Genomic DNA, 19,785 nt, shown 5'->3' on the forward strand with positions numbered 1-19,785 from the left:
CCGGGGGAGTTTACGCCTCGCCCTGCGCGATTTCACGCAGTTTTGCCGAAGGGATAATGTTTACGCCCGCTTTCGACGGGGCCAGTCCCTCTTTTAACAGCGCACGCGCGACGTCCCGCGCCTCGATGGCTTTCCAGTTGCCGGGAAGGATGCGAAACAGCGGGGCCATGATCGACTCGTTAAAGCGGCGCTCGTCCCGGTGGCCGATCAGCATCGAGGGGCGCACAATCGTCAGCTGCTCCCATTTCTGCGCAATCAGCGCGTCCTCCATCTTACCCTTCACCTTGTTGTAGAAGAAAGGCGATCCGGCACTGGCGCCCAGCGCGCTGACCACCAGAAAATGTCTGGCCCCCAGCTTTTTCGCCGTGAGCGCGGTGTCTACCACCAGCGTGTAGTCGGCGTGGATAAATGCCTCTTTGCTCCCCGCCTCCCGCCGCGTGGTGCCCAGACAGCAAAAGGCGATATCAATCGGATCCTGCACCTGCGCCAGAGCATCCGTCAGCTGAGGATCGTGCGGGTTAAAGACGCCGGAAATGTCCGCCAGCGGTCGACGCGTCGGGGCGGCGATGTAGTTCACGCGGCGATCCTGAATCAGCAGCCGCAGCAGGTGATCGCCCACTAACCCGGTAGCACCCGTAATCAATACCTGACTCATCTTATCCCCTTTACAGAATTGTCCGTTTGCGAACTCAGCGTCGTCGACCACACTTAGAAGTCTGTTACAGGTAAGTATTTACCACAAGCGGAGAAAAATCAGTCTGAAGCCAAAACAACGGAGGAAGCATGGGCAAGAAAATCGCAGTCTTGATTACCGACGAGTTTGAAGATTCAGAATTCACCTCTCCTGCAGAGGCGTTCCGCAAGGCGGGACATGAGGTCATCACCATTGAAAGAGAGGCGGGCAAAACGGTGACAGGCCATAAGGGCGAGGCCAGCGTGACCATCGACGAGACCATCGACAACGTTAGCCCCTCAGATTTCGACGCCCTGCTGTTACCCGGCGGCCACTCACCGGATTCCCTGCGCGGGGACGAGCGTTTCGTGACCTTTACCCGGGACTTTGTCTCTACCGGCAAACCGGTCTTTGCCATCTGCCACGGCCCGCAGTTGCTCATCAGCGCAGAAGTGGTCCGAGGGCGTAAGCTTACGGCGGTGAAACCGATCGTTATCGATCTCAAAAACGCGGGTGCTGAGTTTTACGATCAGGAGGTGGTCAACGACAAAGACCAGCTGATCACCAGCCGGACCCCGGACGATCTCCCGGCGTTTAACCGCGAAGCGCTACGCCTGCTCGGCGCGTAACCAGTGCAGCTTCTTGCCAAAGCCCAGGGTGTTGTCGGTAAATTTCAGCTCATCGAGGCGGATTTCCCACACCGGGGCTTTTAGCGCAGCGGCAACCGGAAAGCGGCGCGTGTAATGCTTACGACGCGCGTCGCTCTCTTCTCCGTCCAGACGACGGATCTCCCCTTTAAACTGCACGCCGCGGATCAGCGCGACCGTTTTCGGCTGGCCGTTCACCGTGCCCGCGACCTTAGCCTGCTGGCCGGTCATCTGCGCATGGCGCGTTTTGTCTTCGCTCATAACATAAAACGCGACGCGCTCAGGATCGTAGTAGTAAAACGCGTTTGCGCACCACATCTCACCCTCGCTGTAGACGCACCAGGTGACGACGTGCTGCTTCGCCAGCCAGCGGTTAATGGCGGCCAGTGTTTCCATTTTCGTTCTCTCTCATGCTATGGTGCGTTCACCTTAACATACTGAATCTGTTTACCGTGTGCTGGTTTCTCTATCTTGTCCGAACCGCTGATAACGCACTCTACACCGGGATCACCACCGATGTGGGGCGGCGTTTTTTACAACATCAAACGGGGAAAGGGGCAAAAGCGCTGCGGGGAAAAGGAGAATTACAGCTCGCCTTCTCAGCAGCGGTCGGCGACCGATCGCTGGCACTCAGGCTGGAATACCGCATCAAGCAGCTGACGAAGCGCCAGAAAGAGCGCCTCGTGACCGGAGACGGCTCCTTTGAGGCGCTACGCGAGAGCCTGATTAAAAGCGGTTGAAATGGTCGTGGTACTCGACAAGCCCATTGACGCCGTTAAGCGCGTCGTCCGCCAGACGGTGTACCTGGAAAGCGGATTCCGTACCCGGCCAGCGGCAGCGCAGATCGTAACGCGCGGCCTGCTCGAAGCCTAAACGGCCATAGAACGCCGGATCGCCCAGCGTTACAACGGCCGCATAGCCGAACTCATTGAGCGAATCCAGCCCTTCATAGACCAGCTGACGCGCCAGCCCTTGCCCGCGATAGTTTTCATCCACCGCCAGCGGCGCCATACCGACCCACTGCAGCTCTTCGCCCTGAACGGTTACCGGACTGAAGGCTACATAGCCCACCACCTGACCTTCATCATCGGTGGCAACCAGCCCCAGCGTAATCAGGCCGTCTTCGCGAAGATCGTGGACCAGTTGGGCTTCGGCATCGCTCGTAAAGGCTCGGCGCAACAACGCATCGATCCCCGGCGCATCAATCCCAATTTCGACTCGAATCAGCATGGCTCACCTACTGAAGTGTGTTTACCGTCCGGCGGGGTTTTCAGCCCGGCCTCAACGAAATCTGCCATTTGCATTAGCATCACGCGCAGCGCTTTCGGCATCTGCTCCAGCTCAATGGCATCCATTAAATTCTTCACGTACAGGCCCAGCTCCGTGTCGCCTTCAATCACCAGACGGCGCTGGAAGAAGAGCGTGTCCGGATCCTGCTTGCGCGCGGCGATCATCAGCAGATCGCTGGCATTGGCGCTAAAGCTCACATCCGCCTCGGCGGTTTCGCGGACGATGAGCTGGTCATTCTCAACGGAGGTAAACCAGCGCAGCCCGATGTCACGCACCTCAATGCTTAACCAGCGTCCTTCCAGGAACTCCAGCTCACCATCCTGCAGCGCCTGGCGGAACTGCCAGCTCAGGACCTGCTCCAGCACCTGGCGTTTAAGCGCGAACGGCGCCAGCTTGACCGGCACGCTCAGCATTGATGGACCAAATTGTACGAGACGTGAACGCAGTTTATCCAGCACGAGCTTTACTCCCTGATATCTATAGTCCTGCTATTTTGCCATATCCGAAGCGCAACATAGCGGCGTAAATCAACAAACCATCGTCCGTCGTACCTCATTATTGGTGCCATCAATACGCCATTAGCTGCCTTAAATCAAAAATTGTCGCGTATGGGTTAATTAAAATCCCAGCTCGTTAACATTTTTGCGATCGACAACATCAGGATAAATTATGGAGCTGCTCTGCCCAGCCGGAAATCTTCCGGCGCTTAAGGCGGCCATCGAAAATGGGGCCGATGCGGTCTATATCGGGCTGAAAGATGACACCAACGCCCGCCATTTTGCTGGCCTCAACTTTACGGAGAAAAAGCTTCAGGAAGCCGTTAACTTCGTTCACCAGCACCGCCGCAAGCTGCATATCGCCATCAATACCTTTGCTCATCCTGACGGCTACGCCCGCTGGCAGCGCGCGGTGGATATGGCGGCACAGTTGGGTGCCGATGCGCTGATTCTGGCCGACCTCGCTATGCTTGAGTATGCGGCAGAACGCTATCCCCATATTGAGCGCCACGTCTCTGTTCAGGCATCTGCCACCAACGAAGAGGCCGTGCGTTTTTATCACCGAAACTTTGACGTGGCCCGCGTGGTGCTGCCGCGCGTGCTCTCTATTCATCAGGTTAAGCAACTCGCGCGCGTCACGCCAGTGCCGCTGGAAGTTTTTGCCTTTGGCAGCCTGTGCATTATGGCCGAAGGCCGTTGCTATCTTTCCTCGTATTTGACCGGAGAGTCACCGAATACCGTCGGGGCCTGCTCCCCTGCCCGCTTCGTTCGCTGGCAGCAAACGCCGCAGGGGCTGGAATCTCGTCTGAATGAGGTACTGATTGACCGCTATCAGGATGGTGAAAACGCCGGTTATCCGACGCTGTGTAAAGGCCGCTATCTGGTCGACGGCGAGCGCTACCACGCGCTCGAAGAGCCTACCAGCCTTAATACGCTCGAGCTGCTGCCTGAACTGCTGGCGGCCAATATTGCCTCGGTGAAAATCGAAGGTCGCCAGCGCAGCCCGGCCTACGTGAGCCAGGTGGCGAAAGTGTGGCGTCAGGCCATCGACCGCTGCATAGCGGACCCGCAGAACTACGCCCCGCAGCAGGCCTGGATGGAAACGCTCGGATCGATGTCCGAAGGCACGCAAACCACGCTGGGCGCGTATCACCGTAAATGGCAGTGAGAAAATCATGAAATATTCATTAGGGCCGGTGCTTTATTACTGGCCAAAAGAGACGCTGGAAGATTTTTACCAACAGGCTGCCTCCAGCAGCGCCGATGTGATTTACCTCGGCGAAGCGGTGTGTAGCAAACGCCGCGCCACCAAAGTGGGCGACTGGCTTGATATGGCGAAAAACCTGGCCGGCAGCGGCAAACAGGTCGTGCTCTCCACGCTCGCGCTGGTGCAGGCCTCTTCTGAACTGGGCGAGCTGAAACGCTACGTAGAGAACGGCGAGTTCCTGCTGGAGGCGAGCGATCTCGGCGTGGTGAACATGTGCGCCGAACGCAGGCTGCCGTTTGTCGCGGGCCATGCCCTGAACTGTTATAACGCCGTGACCCTGCGCCTGCTGCTCAAACAGGGGATGACGCGCTGGTGTATGCCTGTTGAGCTCTCCCGCGACTGGCTGGCAAACCTGCTGACCCAGTGCGAAGAGTTGGGCATTCGTAACAAGTTTGAAGTGGAAGTGCTGAGCTACGGGCATCTGCCGCTGGCCTATTCCGCCCGCTGCTTTACCGCACGCTCGGAAGACCGTCCAAAAGACGAGTGCGAAACCTGCTGTATTAAGTACCCAAACGGACGCAGCATGCTGTCCCAGGAGAACCAGCAGGTGTTTGTTCTCAACGGCATTCAGACCATGAGCGGCTATGTCTATAACCTCGGCAACGAGCTGGCGTCGATGGACGGGCTGGTGGATATGGTGCGCCTGTCACCGCTTGATAACGGCGTGTTTGCGATGCTGGATGCCTTCCGCGCCAACGAAAACGGTGCTGCTCCGCTGCCGCTTACGGCAAACAGCGACTGTAACGGCTACTGGCGACGGCTCGCAGGACTGGAACTTCAGGCCTAAAAAAGGCTCACTTTGTTAACAACGGTTATCATTTTTTAATGCAGTATTAAAGATTCACCGTCGACAAAGTGAGCTGTTATGACTGACAAAACCATTCCGTTTTCGGTGCTGGACCTGGCGCCGATCCCACAAGGCTCCTCGGCAAGAGAAGCCTTTTCGCACTCTCTGGATCTGGCTCAGCTGGCCGAAAAGCGTGGCTATCACCGCTACTGGCTGGCCGAACACCACAACATGGTGGGCATCGCCAGTGCCGCCACCTCGGTACTGATTGGTTATCTGGCGGCAAACACTACCACACTGCACCTGGGATCCGGCGGCGTGATGCTGCCAAACCACGCTCCTCTGGTGATCGCCGAGCAGTTTGGCACCCTGAATACCCTCTATCCGGGCCGTATCGATTTAGGGCTTGGCCGTGCGCCGGGCAGCGACCAGCCGACTATGCGTGCCCTGCGTCGCCATATGAGCGGCGATATCGACAACTTCCCGCGCGACGTGGCCGAACTGGTGGACTGGTTCGACGCGCGCGATCCGAACCCGCACGTGCGTCCGGTACCGGGCTACGGCGAGAAGATCCCGGTGTGGCTGCTGGGCTCGAGCCTCTACAGCGCGCAGCTTGCCGCCCAACTGGGGCTACCGTTTGCATTTGCCTCGCACTTCGCGCCGGATATGCTGCATCAGGCGCTGCATCTCTACCGCACGAACTTCAAACCGTCCGAGCGTCTGGAGAAGCCGTACGCAATGGTGTGTATCAACATCGTTGCCGCCGACAGCAATCGCGACGCGGAATTCCTGTTTACCTCCATACAGCAGGCGTTTGTGAAGCTGCGTCGCGGTGAAACGGGCCAGCTTCCGCCACCGGTGGAGAATATGCATCAGCTGTGGTCAGCCTCCGAACAGTATGGCGTGCAGCAGGCGCTGAGCATGTCGCTGGTAGGCGATAAAGCGAAAGTGCGTCACGGGCTGGAGGCGGTGCTGCGCGAAACGCAGGCGGATGAAATTATGGTTAACGGCCAGATTTTCGATCACCAGGCGCGTTTGCACTCGTTTGAGCTGGCGATGCAGGTGAAAGAGGAGTTGGTGGGGTAGTTTTTGCTTTTCACCCTCTCCCTATGGGAGAGGGCCGGGGTGAGGGGTTCAAACAGCACGTTTTACTGGTAAACGGGCAACAGATTAAAACTCGACAGCACGTGTACCAGAGCGTTACCAACGCCGAATACCAGAATCAGCGCAATCATCGGCTTGCCGCCCCAGACGCGGAATTTCGGGCTGCCGAAGCGTTTACGTGATTTACGTGCCAGCAGCGCGGGCACAATTGCCGCCCAGATGGTTGCCGCCAGCCCTGCATAGCCGATGGCGTACAGGAAACCGTTCGGCCACAGCAGGCCACCCACAATCGGCGGCAGGAAGGTCAGCAGCGCGGTTTTGAAGCGCCCCATCGCAGAATCATCAAAGCCAAACAGATCCGCCAGGTAGTCAAACAGGCCCAGCGTCACGCCGAGGAAAGAGCTCGCCACCGCAAAGTTAGAAAAGATAACCAGCAGCAGATCCAGGCTGCGGCTGTTCAGCACGCCGCTCAGCGCCTGCACCAGCACGTCAATGTTACCGCCCTTCTGGGCGATGCCGATAAATTCCGGACGCGGGATGTTGCCCATCGTCCCCAGCAGCCAAATCACATACAGCCCCAGCGCCAGCAGCGTGCCGTAGACCAGACACTTCACAATGGTGCGCGGATCTTTGCCGTAGTACTTCATCAGGCTCGGCACGTTACCGTGGTAGCCGAACGACGCCAGACAGAACGGCAGGGTCATCAGCAGGTAAGGCGTGTAGGAGGTGTTCACTGCGGCGACGTTAAACAGCGTGGCGGGCGTCACGTGCCCCAACAGACTGCCGAAGGTCAGAAAGAAGGTGATGACCTTCGCGCCCAGCACGATTGCCGTCATGCGGCTCACCGCTTTGGTACTCATCCAGACGATAAACGCCACAGCCAGCGCGAAACATAGCCCCGCCAGACGCGCCGGAACGTTCAGCGACATCTCCGAGAAGGTGTGATGCAGAATCGAGCCGCTCGCTGAAATATACGCGTAGGTGAGGATATACAGCACAAACGCGATGGACAGCCCGTTCACCAGATTCCAGCCTTTGCCCAGCAGATCTTTGGTGATGGTGTCGAAACTGGAGCCAATCCTGTAGTTCAGGTTCGCCTCGAGGATCATCAGCCCGGAATGGAGCATACAGAACCAGGTAAAGACCAGCGCGGCCAGCGACCAGAAGAACCACGCACCGGACATGACCACGGGCAGGGAGAACATCCCGGCACCTATAATGGTTCCGCCGATGATCACCACGCCGCCAAGCAGCGAAGGTGACGTTTGGGTGGTGGTTAGTGTCGCCATACAGCCTTTTCTCCAGTCAATCATACGGTTCTGCATTTTAATGTGACGCACTGTACCAGTACAAGAGTACAAAAGGAATAAAAAAAGCCCCGATCGCATGAATCGGGGCTGTATATTTTACTTTACAACAGAAGCGTAAGGCTTACGCGTCACCGAAACGACGACGGCTGGTGCCTTCTTCACGACGCGGGCCACGGCTTTCGCGGCGCTCGCCGGAGAAACGACGACCTTCACCTCCGCGACCTTCGCTGCGACCGCCTTCACGACGTTCACCGCCGAAACCGCGACCACCGCCACGACGTTCGCCGCCACGATCAGGACGTGGCTGCGCATCACCCAGCAGCTGCATGTTCATCGGCTTGTTCAGGATGCGGGTACGCGTAAAGTGCTGCAGCACTTCGCCCGGCATGCCTTTTGGCAGCTCGATGGTAGAGTGGGATGCGAACAGCTTAATGTTACCAATGTAACGGCTGCTGATGTCGCCTTCGTTAGCGATCGCGCCAACGATGTGACGAACTTCAACGCCATCATCACGGCCCACTTCAATGCGGTACAGTTCCATGTCACCTGCGTCGCGACGTTCACGACGTGGACGGTCTTCACCACCACGCTCTGGACGGTCACCACGTGGGCCACGATCGTTACGGTCGCCACGACGTTCGAAGCGATCGTCACGGTCACGGAATTCACGCTTAGGACGCATCGGTGCATCTGGTGGCACGATCAGGCTACGTTCGCCCTGAGCCATTTTCAGCAGTGCTGCGGCCAGGGTTTCCATGTCCAGCTCTTCGCCTTCAGCAACAGGCTGAATCTGCGACAGCAGCGCACGGTACTGATCCAGATCGCTGCTTTCCAGCTGCTGCTGTACTTTAGCGGCGAATTTTTCCAGACGGCGTTTGCCCAGCAGCTCTGCGTTTGGCAGGTCCGCTTCTGGAATGGTCAGCTTCATGGTGCGTTCGATGTTACGCAGCAGACGACGCTCGCGGTTCTCAACGAACAGCAGCGCACGGCCAGCACGACCCGCACGACCGGTACGACCGATACGGTGAACGTAAGACTCGGAATCCATCGGGATGTCATAGTTAACAACCAGGCTGATACGCTCAACGTCCAGACCACGTGCTGCCACGTCGGTTGCAATCAGGATATCCAGACGACCGTCTTTCAGACGCTCCAGAGTCTGCTCACGCAGAGCCTGATTCATGTCGCCGTTCAGCGCTGCGCTGTTGTAGCCGCTACGCTCCAGGGCTTCAGCCACTTCCAGGGTCGCGTTTTTGGTACGAACGAAAATAATCGCCGCATCAAAATCTTCCGCTTCCAGGAAACGTACCAGCGCTTCGTTTTTGCGCATGCCGTACACAGACCAGTAGCTCTGGCTGATGTCCGGGCGAGTGGTTACGCTGGACTGAATACGCACTTCCTGCGGATCTTTCATGAAGCGTTTGGTGATACGACGAATCGCTTCTGGCATGGTGGCAGAGAACAGCGCGGTCTGATGACCGTCCGGAATCTGCGCCATGATGGTTTCGACGTCTTCGATGAAGCCCATACGCAGCATTTCATCTGCTTCATCCAGCACCAGGCCGCTCAGTTTAGAGAGGTCCAGAGTACCGCGCTTCAGGTGATCCAGCAGACGGCCCGGCGTACCGACAACAATCTGTGGACCCTGGCGCAGGGCGCGTAACTGCACGTCATAACGCTGGCCGCCGTACAGGGCTACCACGTTTACGCCGCGCATATGTTTAGAGAATTCCGTCATTGCTTCTGCAACCTGAACAGCCAGTTCACGGGTTGGAGCCAGGACGAGGATCTGCGGTGCACGCAGGTCCGGATCAATATTGTTCAGCAGCGGCAGCGAGAATGCTGCAGTTTTACCGCTACCAGTCTGGGCCATGCCCAGCACGTCACGACCAGAAAGCAGGTGTGGGATACACTCAGCCTGGATCGGAGATGGTTTTTCGTAACCCAGATCGTTAAGGGCTTCAAGGATAGGAGCCTTCAGGCCCAGATCTGCAAAAGTGGTTTCGAATTCAGCCATGTAGTACGAGTGCCTCAATGTCAATGGCGGCCAGTCTACTTAGCTCATCGTGAAAATGATTAGCAATTTTCATTGAAAAGTGTGAACCGGCTCAAAGTAGGTGTATTGACGAACAACAACGCCCTCACCAGTTAAGGTGATGGCAATCAAAAGATTACGGGCTGATGTTTATGTCGTCAGCTATTGCTGGTCCGATTCTGCCAGGTCGTCATGCTCCTGGCCCAAGAGCGATAATTCCAACAATGCATAACGGTGCTCAACGAAGTTGTGTACGTTGTTAGCAACCGCTAATTTGAACAGTGCCGTAGCGCTGTCCATATCCCCCAGACTTAGGTAGTACTTACCTAAATAGAAGTTGGTTTCACTGAGATGCTCAGCGAGCGAGGTGTTATCCGTTGCGTCCGCCTTGAGGCGTTCCATCAGCGTTGCTTCGCTAATGTTGCCCAGGTAGAACTCGACAATGTTCCATCCCCACTGTTCCTTGTCCGATTTATCGAAGCGCTGTTTCAGTGCCTCTTTTGCCTGCTTCTCATCGAGCTTCCGCTCAACGATGTAAAGCCACAGGCTACGGAAAGGATCATTAGGATCGTCTTGATAAAACGCCAGCAGATCATCTTGCGCTAACTTATCACGACCGCCGTAATACAATGCGATACCGCGATTCAAGTGCGCGTAGTTGTAAGTTGGATCAAGCTCAAGTACAGAATCAAACGCTTCATAGGCAGCATCAAAATTGCCTGCCTGCGTTAAATAAATGCCTAAGTAATTGAATACTTCAGGCATATCAGGTCGGATAGCCAGCGCTTGTGAAAAATCATTTCGCGCCAGTGCCCTCAGACCAAGACTATCATACAACACTCCGCGCTCATATAAAAGCTGTGCGCGTTCTTCATCGGTTAAAGCCCGACTGGCAAGTATTTGTTCCATGCGTGCCAGAATCACTTCCTGCTGCAAAGTCGGTTGCAATGGCACTGCGAGGACTTCGCTCTTACGCCAGGCAGAGTTGCTGCATCCTGCCAGCGTTAAAGCTGTCGCAACGAAACACCAGCGCAAAAAAGGCTTCATTTCCCACTCCCGAAGACAACTATTGGATGAACGTCCTGTCCCCCGGCGGCTTAACAAGGCGTCCTGCCTGATAATAGGCCCTCCGCAAAGCGGAGGGCAAATGGCAACTTACTCGCCTTGCTGTTCTGCTGCCTGTGCTTCTGGCGCAGCAGCTGGCTGAGACTGCTCGGTTGCTTCTTTAATGCTCAGACGGATACGGCCCTGGCGATCAACTTCCAGAACTTTAACCGGTACTTCCTGACCCATCTGCAGGTAATCGGTCACTTTCTCAACGCGCTTGTCAGCGATCTGAGAAATGTGAACCAGACCTTCTTTACCGCCACCGATGGCAACGAACGCGCCAAAGTCAACGATACGGGTCACTTTACCTGCGTAGACGCGGCCCACTTCGATCTCTGCAGTGATTTCTTCGATGCGACGGATCGCGAATTTCGCTTTCTCGCCGTCGGTTGCTGCGATCTTCACAGTACCGTCATCTTCGATTTCGATGGTGGTGCCAGTCTCTTCGGTCAGCGCACGGATTACGGAACCGCCCTTACCGATAACATCTTTGATCTTGTCTGGATTGATCTTGATGGTGTGGATACGTGGAGCGAACTGAGAAATGTCGCCACGCGGCGCGTTAATCGCCTGTTCCATCACGCCCAGGATGTGCAGACGCGCACCTTTAGCCTGGTTCAGAGCAACCTGCATGATCTCTTTGGTGATACCTTCAATTTTGATATCCATCTGCAGCGCAGAGATACCGTCGCGGGAACCCGCCACTTTGAAGTCCATGTCGCCCAGGTGGTCTTCGTCACCCAGAATGTCAGACAGAACAACGAAGTTGTCGCCTTCTTTCACCAGGCCCATTGCGATACCCGCAACGGCGGCTTTGATTGGCACGCCTGCATCCATCAGCGCCAGAGAAGCACCACATACGGAAGCCATGGAAGAGGAACCGTTGGATTCGGTGATTTCAGACACCACACGTACGGTGTACGGGAATTTGTCAGCTTCTGGCATTACTGCCAGCACGCCGCGCTTCGCCAGACGACCGTGACCAATTTCACGACGCTTCGGCGAGCCAACCATACCGGTTTCGCCTACGGAGTACGGAGGGAAGTTGTAGTGGAACAGGAAGCTGTCAGTGCGCTCGCCCATCAGTTCGTCGATGATCTGTGCGTCACGTGCAGTACCCAGGGTCGCAGTAACCAGTGCCTGCGTTTCGCCACGGGTAAACAGCGCGGAACCGTGAGTACGAGGCAGAACGCCAGTACGCACGTCCAGGCCGCGGATCATGTCTTTTTCACGGCCATCGATACGCGGCTCGCCTGCCAGAACGCGGCTACGAACAACGTTTTTCTCGATTGCGTGCAGGATTTCGCCAATTTCGTTAGCGTCCAGCGTTTCGTCTTCGGCAACCAGGGTCGCGGTTACTTCAGATTTTATCACGTCAACCTGAGCGTAACGCTCCTGCTTGTCAGTGATGCGGTACGCATCGCTCAGACGAGATTCTGCCAGAGCTGCAACGCGTGCGTTCAGCGCGTCGTTTGCCGCTTCTGGCTGCCAGTCCCAACGTGGTTTACCGGCTTCTTTCACCAGATCGTTGATGTTCTGGATAACGATCTGCTGCTGGTCATGGCCGAAGACCACAGCACCCAGCATCTGGTCTTCGCTCAGCAGTTCAGCTTCGGATTCAACCATCAGCACAGCTGCTTCAGTACCCGCAACAACCAGGTCCAGCTTACTTTCTTTCAGCTCTTCCTGAGTTGGGTTCAACACGTACTGGTCGTTGATGTAGCCAACGCGCGCGGCACCGATTGGGCCATTGAATGGAATACCAGACAGTGACAGGGCAGCGGATGCGCCAATCATGGCAACGATGTCCGGGTTAACCTGTGGGTTAACGGAAACAACGGTCGCGATAACCTGTACTTCGTTAACGAAGCCTTCCGGGAACAGCGGACGAACCGGGCGGTCAATCAGACGCGCGATCAGGGTTTCGCCTTCGCTTGGACGGCCTTCACGACGGAAGAAGCCACCCGGGATTTTACCGGCAGCGTAGGTACGCTCCTGGTAGTTAACGGTCAGCGGGAAGAAGTCCTGACCTGGTTTAGCTTTTTTCTGGCCAACAACGGTAACGAATACCGCAGTGTCATCCATGCTTACCATAACGGCAGCAGTAGCCTGACGAGCCATCATGCCGGTTTCCAGCGTGACGGTATGTTGACCATACTGGAATTTACGAACGATCGGATTCAGCAAAGTTCTGTCCTTTCTTAAATGTTTGAAAGCACACCACCGGTGTGCTGTCGTTTTAACCCGACCTTCTTCGCATCCTCGCGACTAATGACAACCAACACCCCCATGGGTGAAGCCTCTCATTAGCCGCGCGAACCTCTGCAATGAAGATCATTTATAGCAACAATACAATAGTTTCCAGTGAATTGCTGCCGTCTGGTTGAAAAAAGGGGCCATCAGGCCCCCTTTTCTGAAACTCGCAAGAATTAGCGACGCAGACCCAGACGCTCGATCAGCGCGGTGTAGCGTGCAACATCTTTACGTTTCAGGTAGTCGAGCAGTTTACGACGCTGAGAAACCATACGCAGCAGACCACGACGGCTGTGGTGATCTTTTTTGTGCTCTGCAAAGTGACCCTGCAGGTGGTTAATCTGTGCAGTCAGCAGTGCAACCTGAACTTCGGTAGAACCGCTGTCGTTAGTACCACGACCAAACTCAGAAACGATTTTAGCTTTAGCTTCAACGCTTAGAGACATTTTCAAACTCCAAAGTATAAAGAATGTAAGGATGCCGATCTCTAATTCAGCGATCCCATGTACGCCCCGCAGATTGTTAAACAATTTACCAGGCGTTAAGCGGCAATATTCTACTCGTCTCCCCTGCTTATCGCAAGGTGAGCCGTTATCACCGTCACGCGTCGACCGGATATTCGACGACCAGACGACGCGGCGCAACGCGCCCTTCGCCATCCATTTCGCCCATACCGATGAATTTCCCTTCGTCACCTTCGGTCACACGTACCAGGCCTTCCAGCGGCGCTTCCGCCGTACGAACCGGGTTGCCGTTCTTAAAGTAAACGGACGATGTTAAAGGAAGATTAACGACCGGGAAGTCCGCTGCCGGACTGTCCATCGGCATTAGCAGTGGATCCAGCAAATCTGCCGGCGCGATCCCCTGCGCTTCCGCCTGTTCTACCAGCTCGCGCAGATGTTCCAGGGTCACCATCCGCTCCACCGGGTACTTGCTCACCGCCAGACGGCGCAGGTAAATCACATGCGCGCCGCAGCCCAGCTTTTCACCGAGGTCGTCAATGATGGTGCGAATATAGGTCCCTTTCGAACAGTGTACTTCCAGCTCCAGCTCATCACCTTCGTGGCGAATAAACAGCAGCTCATACACGGTAATCGGACGGGCTTCACGCGGGACTTCAATGCCCTGGCGCGCATATTCGTAGAGTTTTTTTCCCTGATACTTCAGCGCCGAATACATCGACGGCACCTGCATCGTGTCACCACGGAAACTCTCCAGCGCAGCATCAAGCTGTTCCGCGCTGAACGTCACCGGTCGCTCTTCAACTACCTGACCATCCGCGTCGGAGGTATCCGTGCGCTGGCCCAGCTTAGCGATAACGCGGTAACGCTTATCGGAGTCGAGCAGGTACTGGGAAAACTTTGTCGCCTCTCCCAGGCAGACCGGCAGCATGCCAGTTGCCAGCGGATCGAGCGCGCCGGTGTGGCCCGCACGGTTGGCGTTATAAATACGCTTAACTTTTTGCAGCACGTCGTTGCTGGAAGCGCCCTGGGGTTTATCCAGCAGCAGCACACCATGCACGTCGCGACCACGACGACGAGGACGACTCATCAGTCCTCCTTGCTGTCGTCCGCCGGGTTAACACGACGCTCATCGTCATGTTTAACCACGCTGGTCACCAGGTTGGACATACGCATACCTTCAACCAGCGAGTTGTCGTAGAAGAAGGTCAGTTCAGGCACGATACGCAGGCGCATCGCCTTGCCGAGCAGAGAGCGGATGAAACCAGACGCTTCCTGCAGCGCTTTAATGCCGTTTTTCACTGCCGCTTCGTCCTGATCGTTCAGGAAAGTAACGAACACTTTTGCATAGGCCAAATCGCGGGACATTTCGACACCGGAAACGGTGGTCATCATGCCGACGCGCGGGTCTTTGATTTCACGTTGCAGAATGAGCGCGATCTCTTTCTGCATTTCCTGCGCTACGCGCTGAGGGCGACCAAATTCTTTCGCCATAATAAATTCTCCAGACAAAAAAGGGGCTAAAGCCCCTTTTTGAAATTATTGCCGGGTGGCGCGAGGCGATCCCAGCTTACAATCGAAAATTAAGCGATGGTACGCTGAATTTCGATGATCTCGAACACTTCGATCATATCGCCAACGCGAACGTCGTTGTAGTTCTTCACGCCGATACCACATTCCATGCCGTTACGGACTTCGTTAACGTCATCTTTGAAGCGGCGCAGGGATTCCAGCTCGCCTTCGTAGATAACCACGTTGTCACGCAGTACGCGGATTGGGTTGTGACGCTTGATGTTACCTTCGGTAACCATACAGCCCGCGATTGCACCGAATTTCGGTGATTTGAACACGTCACGTACTTCAGCCAGACCGATGATCTGCTGTTTCAGCTCAGGAGACAGCATGCCGCTCATCGCTGCTTTCACTTCGTCGATCAGGTTATAGATGACGGAGTAGTAACGCAGATCCAGGCTTTCGGCTTCAATCACTTTACGCGCAGACGCATCCGCACGAACGTTGAAGCCAACCAGGATAGCGTTGGACGCAGCAGCCAAAGTCGCGTCGGTTTCGGTGATACCACCTACGCCAGAACCGATGATCTTCACTTTCACTTCGTCGGTAGACAGTTTCAGCAAGGAGTCGGAGATCGCTTCCACAGAACCCTGAACGTCGGCTTTCAGAACGATGTTCACTTCGTGAACTTCGCCATCGGTCATGTTGGCAAACATGTTCTCGAGTTTAGATTTCTGCTGACGAGCCAGTTTAACTTCACGGAATTTACCCTGACGATACAGTGCCACTTCACGCGCTTTCTTCTCGTCACGCACCACGGTCACTTCGTCACCAGCAGCCGGAACACCGGACAGACCCAGGATTTCAACTGGAATGGACGGACCTGCTTCCAGCACTTCCTGACCCAGTTCGTTACGCATCGCACGAACGCGACCGTATTCGAAACCGCACAGAACGATATCGCCTTTATGCAGCGTACCTTCGCGAACCAGAACGGTAGCAACCGGGCCACGTCCTTTATCCAGGAAGGATTCGATAACCGCACCGCTCGCCATACCGTTACGGATGGCTTTCAGCTCCAGAACTTCGGCCTGCAGCAGGATCGCGTCCAGCAGTTCGTCGATACCGGTACCCGCTTTCGCAGACACGTGTACGAACTGGCTTTCGCCGCCCCACTCTTCCGGCAGAATACCGTACTGGGAAAGTTCGTTTTTAACACGATCGGGATCCGCTTCTGGCTTATCGATCTTGTTCACTGCAACCACAACCGGCACACCCGCTGCTTTCGCGTGCTGGATAGCTTCGATGGTCTGCGGCATGACGCCGTCGTCTGCAGCAACAACCAGAACAACGATATCCGTCGCCTGAGCACCACGAGCACGCATTGAGGTAAACGCGGCGTGACCTGGGGTATCCAGGAAGGTGATCATACCGTTGTCAGTTTCTACGTGGTATGCACCGATGTGCTGGGTAATACCACCCGCTTCGCCAGAGGCAACCTTGGTAGAGCGAATGTAGTCAAGCAGAGAGGTTTTACCGTGGTCAACGTGACCCATGATGGTCACTACCGGTGCGCGCGGTTCTGCCGCAGCACCTGTGTCACGGTCGCTCATTACCGCTTCTTCCAGCTCGTTTTCACGACGCAGGATAACTTTGTGACCCATTTCTTCCGCAACCAGCTGTGCAGTTTCCTGATCGATCACCTGGTTGATGGTTGCCATAGCGCCCAGCTTCATCATCGCTTTGATGACCTGAGAGCCTTTAACCGCCATCTTGTTCGCCAGTTCGCCAACGGTAATGGTTTCGCCGATCACAACGTCACGGTTAACGGCCTGAGCTGGCTTCTGGAAGCCCTGCTGCAGAGCGGAACCTTTACGCTTGCCGCCTTTACCGCCGCGAACAGCCGCGCGTGCTTCTTCACGGTCAGCTTTAGATTCAGCGTGCTTGTTGCCTTTTTTCGCCGGACGCGCTGCTTTTGCATTACGACCACGGCCACGACCGCCTTCAACTTCACGATCGTTATCATCTTCAGCCTGACGCGCATGCTGAGAAGTGGTCACGTGATAGTCGCTGGTGTCTTCAGACTGCTCAACGGTATCAACACCGTTCTTCTCATTTTCTTCAGCCATACGACGCGCTTCTTCGGCGACGCGGCGAGCTTCTTCTTCCAGCTTACGGCGGGCTTCTTCTTCCGCTTTACGCTTCAGCTCGGCAGCTTCATTTTCACGGCGGGCTTTTTCAGCCTGGGCGGTTTTGGTCATTTCGTCTGTCTGTTGATTGCTCACTTTGTCTTTTTCCGCAGCGTCACGCTTCACTTTATCACTTGCGTCGCGTTTCGCTTTTTCTGCGGCCTCACGTTCAGCTTTTAATTCTGCTTCACGTTTGGCGGCTGCTTCCGCCTCACGCTGAGCTTGTTCTTCCGCTTCACGCTGTGCCTGCTCTTCCGCGGCAAGGCGTTCTGTCTCTTGCGGATCACGTTTTACAAAGGTGCGCGTCTTGCGGACTTCAATTTGTACCGATTTGCTTTTACCACCGGTACCAGGGATGTTTAACGTGCTACGCGTTTTGCGCTGCAGCGTTAACTTGTCAGGCGTAGAACCGTGTTCACGGTTCAGGTGCGTTAACAAGGTTTGTTTTTCTTGCGCGGTCACCGAGTCATCAGCGGACTTCGGGATCCCTGCATCAGCAAATTGCTGTACCAGGCGGTCCACGGAGGTCTGAATCTCAGCAGCCAGCGATTTTACAGTTACATCAGTCATGCTGTTCCTTCCTGCTACAGTTTATTACGCTTCGTCGCCGAACCAGCAAATATTACGTGCGGCCATGATGAGCTCGCCGGCTTTCTCGTCGGTTAAACCTTCGATATCAGCCAGGTCATCAACGCCTTGCTCAGCGAGATCTTCCAGCGTACAAACACCACGGGCAGCCAGCTTGAACGCAATCGCACGATCAAGACCTTCCAGATTCAGCAGGTCATCAGCCGGCTTCTTATCGCCAAGGCTTTCTTCCTGAGCCAGTGCCAGGGTGGTCAGTGCGTTTTTAGCGCGTTCACGCAGGGCTTCAACGGTTGGTTCATCCAGACCGTCAATTTCCAGCAGCTCTTTCATTGGCACATAGGCCAGTTCTTCCAGCGTAGAGAAACCTTCTTCTACCAGAACAGTGGCGAAATCTTCGTCAATATCCAGGTATTTGGTGAAGGTATCGATCGCCGCATGGGCTTCAGCCTGATGCTTAGCCTGCAGGTCATCAACGGTCATGACGTTGAGTTCCCAGCCGCTCAGCTGTGACGCCAGGCGTACGTTCTGACCGTTACGGCCGATTGCCTGCGCCAGGTTGCCCGCTTCAACAGCGATATCCATGGTGTGTTTGTCTTCGTCAACAACGATAGACGCCACATCAGCTGGAGCCATTGCGTTGATCACGAACTGCGCCGGGTTGTCATCCCACAGAACGATATCAATTCGTTCACCGCCCAGCTCAGTAGAAACAGCCTGGACACGCGCACCGCGCATACCGACGCAAGCACCGACCGGGTCGATACGCTTGTCGTTGGTTTTCACCGCAATTTTCGCACGGGAGCCCGGATCGCGAGCCGCCGCTTTAATCTCAATAACTTCTTCACCGATTTCCGGTACTTCAATCCGGAACAGTTCTACCAGCATTTCTGGTTTAGAACGGGTCACGAAGAGCTGTGCACCACGCGCTTCAGGGCGAACGGCGTACAGAACACCGCGAATACGGTCGCCTGGACGGAAGTTTTCACGTGGCAGCATATCTTCACGCAGGATCACGGCTTCAGCGTTACCCGGCAACCCTTCGGATTTGATCTCCAGAGAGATGTTGTCGCGGTTCACTTTCTTCACCACACCGGTGATGATCTCGCCTTCCTGATCGCGGAACTGATCGACAACCAGCGCGCGCTCGGCTTCGCGCACTTTCTGCACGATAACCTGTTTAGCGGTCTGGGTGGTGATACGGTCGAAGGTCACAGATTCAATCTGATCTTCAACGTAGTCACCCACGTTCAGACTTTCGTCTTCAAAACGGGCGGCTTCCAGCGTGATCTCTTTGGTCGGCTGGGTCACTTCTTCAACGATTACCCAACGACGGAATGTATCGAAGTCACCGCTTTTACGATCGATTTCTACGCGAACATCGATCTCTTGTTCGTATTTTTTCTTGGTTGCTGTAGCCAGTGCACTTTCCAGCGCTTCGAAAATCTTCTCACGCGGCAGTGATTTCTCATTGGAGACGGCTTCAACAACAGCCAAAATTTCTTTGTTCATCGCGGGCTTTTCACCTCAATCCAGACTGTTAAAAGTGGGGAACCAGGTTCGCCTTCTGGATATTACTCAGCGCGAACACTTCATCTTTGCCTTCGACTGTCACCGTGATCATTTCACCATCAACGGCTTTGATAATTCCCTGCCATTTACGGCGGTTCTGTACGGCCATACGCAGAACGAGAGCCACTTCTTCACCGGTAAAGCGCACATAGTGCTCGGCCGTGAACATCGGGCGATCGAGGCCAGGTGAGGAAACTTCCAGGTTGTACGCAACGGTAATTGGGTCTTCAACATCAAGAACCGCACTCACCTGGTGGCTGACATCAGCACAATCATCAACATTGATGCCATCTTCACTATCAATATAGATGCGCAGCGTCGATGTACGGCCGCGAACGAATTCGATGCCGACCAGTTCGTAGCCCAGTGCTTCGACCGGTGCAGTAATCATCTCTGTTAATTTTTGCTCTAATGTGGACAAGCCCACCCCCAAGACATAAAAAAAGGGCGTAAAGCCCAGTTATTCTGTAGTCAGATAACAAAAAACCCCGATAAA

General features: G+C 55.3%; 20 protein-coding genes. 5 read left to right on the plus strand and 15 right to left on the minus strand.

The features are described from left to right. Positions 1 to 10: 10 nt before the first annotated feature. The gene (locus USH94_RS15625) at positions 11 to 655 is read right to left on the minus strand and encodes an NAD(P)H-binding protein (RefSeq protein ID WP_111964952.1); all 645 of its coding nucleotides are present in this window, start codon (positions 653 to 655) and stop codon (positions 11 to 13) included. 128 nt (positions 656 to 783) lie between these two features. Between USH94_RS15625 and USH94_RS15630 the strand changes: the two genes are divergently transcribed. After that, entirely contained in the window at positions 784 to 1,302 is a 519-nt protein-coding gene (locus USH94_RS15630) for a type 1 glutamine amidotransferase domain-containing protein (RefSeq protein ID WP_111964953.1), read from the plus strand. Here USH94_RS15630 and USH94_RS15635 read toward each other — a convergent pair. After that, positions 1,282 to 1,716 carry a YhbP family protein gene (locus USH94_RS15635; RefSeq protein ID WP_008501485.1) on the minus strand — a complete coding sequence of 145 codons (435 nt, stop codon included), beginning with the start codon at positions 1,714 to 1,716 and terminating at the stop codon, positions 1,282 to 1,284. The genes USH94_RS15630 and USH94_RS15635 overlap by 21 nt on opposite strands. Positions 1,717 to 1,730: 14 nt before the next feature. Here USH94_RS15635 and USH94_RS15640 point away from each other — a divergent pair, with 14 nt between their 5' ends. After that, positions 1,731 to 2,060 carry a GIY-YIG nuclease family protein gene (locus tag USH94_RS15640; protein ID WP_111964954.1) on the plus strand — a complete coding sequence of 110 codons (330 nt, stop codon included), beginning with the start codon at positions 1,731 to 1,733 and terminating at the stop codon, positions 2,058 to 2,060. Here the strand turns inward: USH94_RS15640 and USH94_RS15645 are convergent. Next, a complete protein-coding gene (locus USH94_RS15645; RefSeq protein WP_111964955.1) occupies positions 2,047 to 2,550 on the minus strand; it encodes a GNAT family N-acetyltransferase in 504 nt (167 codons plus the stop codon). The two genes, USH94_RS15640 and USH94_RS15645, sit on opposite strands and share 14 nt — an antisense overlap. Continuing rightward, a complete protein-coding gene (gene ubiT / locus USH94_RS15650) occupies positions 2,544 to 3,068 on the minus strand; it encodes a ubiquinone anaerobic biosynthesis accessory factor UbiT (RefSeq protein WP_024906374.1) in 525 nt (174 codons plus the stop codon). Before ubiT ends, USH94_RS15645 begins: the two co-directional genes overlap by 7 nt. 211 nt (positions 3,069 to 3,279) lie before the next feature. Between ubiT and ubiU the strand changes: the two genes are divergently transcribed. The 3 genes from ubiU (at position 3,280) to USH94_RS15665 (ending at position 6,247) form a co-directional block, all read left to right on the plus strand. Then, positions 3,280 to 4,275, plus strand: coding sequence for a ubiquinone anaerobic biosynthesis protein UbiU (gene ubiU / locus USH94_RS15655; RefSeq protein WP_111964956.1), 996 nt, complete (start codon positions 3,280 to 3,282; stop codon positions 4,273 to 4,275). A gap of 7 nt (positions 4,276 to 4,282) precedes the next feature. Further along, a complete protein-coding gene (locus tag USH94_RS15660; protein WP_111964957.1) occupies positions 4,283 to 5,161 on the plus strand; it encodes a U32 family peptidase in 879 nt (292 codons plus the stop codon). Between the two features lie 78 nt (positions 5,162 to 5,239). Further along, positions 5,240 to 6,247 (plus strand): luciferase-like monooxygenase, encoded by a 1,008-nt coding sequence (locus USH94_RS15665; RefSeq protein WP_111964958.1) that lies wholly within the window; start codon positions 5,240 to 5,242, stop codon positions 6,245 to 6,247. Between the two features lie 62 nt (positions 6,248 to 6,309). Here the strand turns inward: USH94_RS15665 and mtr are convergent, their stop codons facing one another. The 11 genes from mtr to rimP form a co-directional block, all read right to left on the minus strand. Next, positions 6,310 to 7,554, minus strand: coding sequence for a tryptophan permease (mtr, locus tag USH94_RS15670; RefSeq protein WP_111965011.1), 1,245 nt, complete (start codon positions 7,552 to 7,554; stop codon positions 6,310 to 6,312). A 142-nt stretch (positions 7,555 to 7,696) separates the two neighbouring features. Continuing rightward, entirely contained in the window at positions 7,697 to 9,592 is a 1,896-nt protein-coding gene (locus tag USH94_RS15675) for a DEAD/DEAH family ATP-dependent RNA helicase (RefSeq protein ID WP_111964959.1), read from the minus strand. Continuing rightward, entirely contained in the window at positions 9,585 to 9,665 is an 81-nt protein-coding gene (gene yrbN, locus USH94_RS22555) for a protein YrbN (RefSeq protein ID WP_100122156.1), read from the minus strand. The genes USH94_RS15675 and yrbN overlap by 8 nt, the downstream gene beginning before the upstream one ends. A 107-nt stretch (positions 9,666 to 9,772) precedes the next feature. After that, complete coding sequence (gene nlpI, locus USH94_RS15680) at positions 9,773 to 10,657, minus strand: lipoprotein NlpI (protein WP_023309331.1); 885 nt, start codon at positions 10,655 to 10,657, stop codon at positions 9,773 to 9,775. Between the two features lie 108 nt (positions 10,658 to 10,765). Then, entirely contained in the window at positions 10,766 to 12,904 is a 2,139-nt protein-coding gene (gene pnp, locus USH94_RS15685; protein ID WP_111964960.1) for a polyribonucleotide nucleotidyltransferase, read from the minus strand. Positions 12,905 to 13,146: 242 nt separating this feature from the next. Beyond that, a complete protein-coding gene (rpsO, locus tag USH94_RS15690; RefSeq protein WP_003861789.1) occupies positions 13,147 to 13,416 on the minus strand; it encodes a 30S ribosomal protein S15 in 270 nt (89 codons plus the stop codon). A 154-nt stretch (positions 13,417 to 13,570) separates the two neighbouring features. Continuing rightward, the gene (truB, locus tag USH94_RS15695; protein WP_069719909.1) at positions 13,571 to 14,521 is read right to left on the minus strand and encodes a tRNA pseudouridine(55) synthase TruB; all 951 of its coding nucleotides are present in this window, start codon (positions 14,519 to 14,521) and stop codon (positions 13,571 to 13,573) included. After that, positions 14,521 to 14,925, minus strand: a complete 405-nt coding sequence (gene rbfA / locus USH94_RS15700) for a 30S ribosome-binding factor RbfA (RefSeq protein WP_003024988.1) — start codon at positions 14,923 to 14,925, stop codon at positions 14,521 to 14,523. The genes truB and rbfA overlap by 1 nt, the downstream gene beginning before the upstream one ends. Positions 14,926 to 15,014: 89 nt before the next feature. Beyond that, on the minus strand, positions 15,015 to 17,702 hold the full coding sequence (gene infB / locus USH94_RS15705; protein WP_111964961.1) for a translation initiation factor IF-2: 2,688 nt from the start codon (positions 17,700 to 17,702) through the stop codon (positions 15,015 to 15,017). A gap of 24 nt (positions 17,703 to 17,726) precedes the next feature. Continuing rightward, positions 17,727 to 19,229 (minus strand): transcription termination factor NusA, encoded by a 1,503-nt coding sequence (gene nusA, locus USH94_RS15710; RefSeq protein WP_003861798.1) that lies wholly within the window; start codon positions 19,227 to 19,229, stop codon positions 17,727 to 17,729. Positions 19,230 to 19,257: 28 nt separating this feature from the next. After that, positions 19,258 to 19,710 carry a ribosome maturation factor RimP gene (gene rimP, locus USH94_RS15715; protein WP_014833432.1) on the minus strand — a complete coding sequence of 151 codons (453 nt, stop codon included), beginning with the start codon at positions 19,708 to 19,710 and terminating at the stop codon, positions 19,258 to 19,260. Between the last annotated feature and the right edge of the window lie 75 nt (positions 19,711 to 19,785).

The sequence above is a fragment of the Enterobacter sp. 148H3 genome, from assembly GCF_034107425.1.
GTDB lineage: Bacteria > Pseudomonadota > Gammaproteobacteria > Enterobacterales > Enterobacteriaceae > Enterobacter > Enterobacter vonholyi.

What these genes read in the sequence shown, in the direction of transcription:
- USH94_RS15660 (WP_111964957.1), top strand. Translation starts at nt 4,283, where the DNA reads ATGAAATATTCATTAGGGCCGGTGCTTTATTACTGGCCAAAAGAGACG.
- nlpI (WP_023309331.1), bottom strand. Translation starts at nt 10,657, where the DNA reads ATGAAGCCTTTTTTGCGCTGGTGTTTCGTTGCGACAGCTTTAACGCTG.
- USH94_RS15665 (WP_111964958.1), top strand. Translation starts at nt 5,240, where the DNA reads ATGACTGACAAAACCATTCCGTTTTCGGTGCTGGACCTGGCGCCGATC.
- mtr (WP_111965011.1), bottom strand. Translation starts at nt 7,554, where the DNA reads ATGGCGACACTAACCACCACCCAAACGTCACCTTCGCTGCTTGGCGGC.
- rbfA (WP_003024988.1), bottom strand. Translation starts at nt 14,925, where the DNA reads ATGGCGAAAGAATTTGGTCGCCCTCAGCGCGTAGCGCAGGAAATGCAG.
- USH94_RS15635 (WP_008501485.1), bottom strand. Translation starts at nt 1,716, where the DNA reads ATGGAAACACTGGCCGCCATTAACCGCTGGCTGGCGAAGCAGCACGTC.
- USH94_RS15640 (WP_111964954.1), top strand. Translation starts at nt 1,731, where the DNA reads ATGCTATGGTGCGTTCACCTTAACATACTGAATCTGTTTACCGTGTGC.
- infB (WP_111964961.1), bottom strand. Translation starts at nt 17,702, where the DNA reads ATGACTGATGTAACTGTAAAATCGCTGGCTGCTGAGATTCAGACCTCC.
- truB (WP_069719909.1), bottom strand. Translation starts at nt 14,521, where the DNA reads ATGAGTCGTCCTCGTCGTCGTGGTCGCGACGTGCATGGTGTGCTGCTG.
- yrbN (WP_100122156.1), bottom strand. Translation starts at nt 9,665, where the DNA reads ATGAAAATTGCTAATCATTTTCACGATGAGCTAAGTAGACTGGCCGCC.
- USH94_RS15625 (WP_111964952.1), bottom strand. Translation starts at nt 655, where the DNA reads ATGAGTCAGGTATTGATTACGGGTGCTACCGGGTTAGTGGGCGATCAC.
- USH94_RS15675 (WP_111964959.1), bottom strand. Translation starts at nt 9,592, where the DNA reads ATGGCTGAATTCGAAACCACTTTTGCAGATCTGGGCCTGAAGGCTCCT.
- nusA (WP_003861798.1), bottom strand. Translation starts at nt 19,229, where the DNA reads ATGAACAAAGAAATTTTGGCTGTTGTTGAAGCCGTCTCCAATGAGAAA.
- USH94_RS15645 (WP_111964955.1), bottom strand. Translation starts at nt 2,550, where the DNA reads ATGCTGATTCGAGTCGAAATTGGGATTGATGCGCCGGGGATCGATGCG.
- ubiU (WP_111964956.1), top strand. Translation starts at nt 3,280, where the DNA reads ATGGAGCTGCTCTGCCCAGCCGGAAATCTTCCGGCGCTTAAGGCGGCC.
- rpsO (WP_003861789.1), bottom strand. Translation starts at nt 13,416, where the DNA reads ATGTCTCTAAGCGTTGAAGCTAAAGCTAAAATCGTTTCTGAGTTTGGT.
- USH94_RS15630 (WP_111964953.1), top strand. Translation starts at nt 784, where the DNA reads ATGGGCAAGAAAATCGCAGTCTTGATTACCGACGAGTTTGAAGATTCA.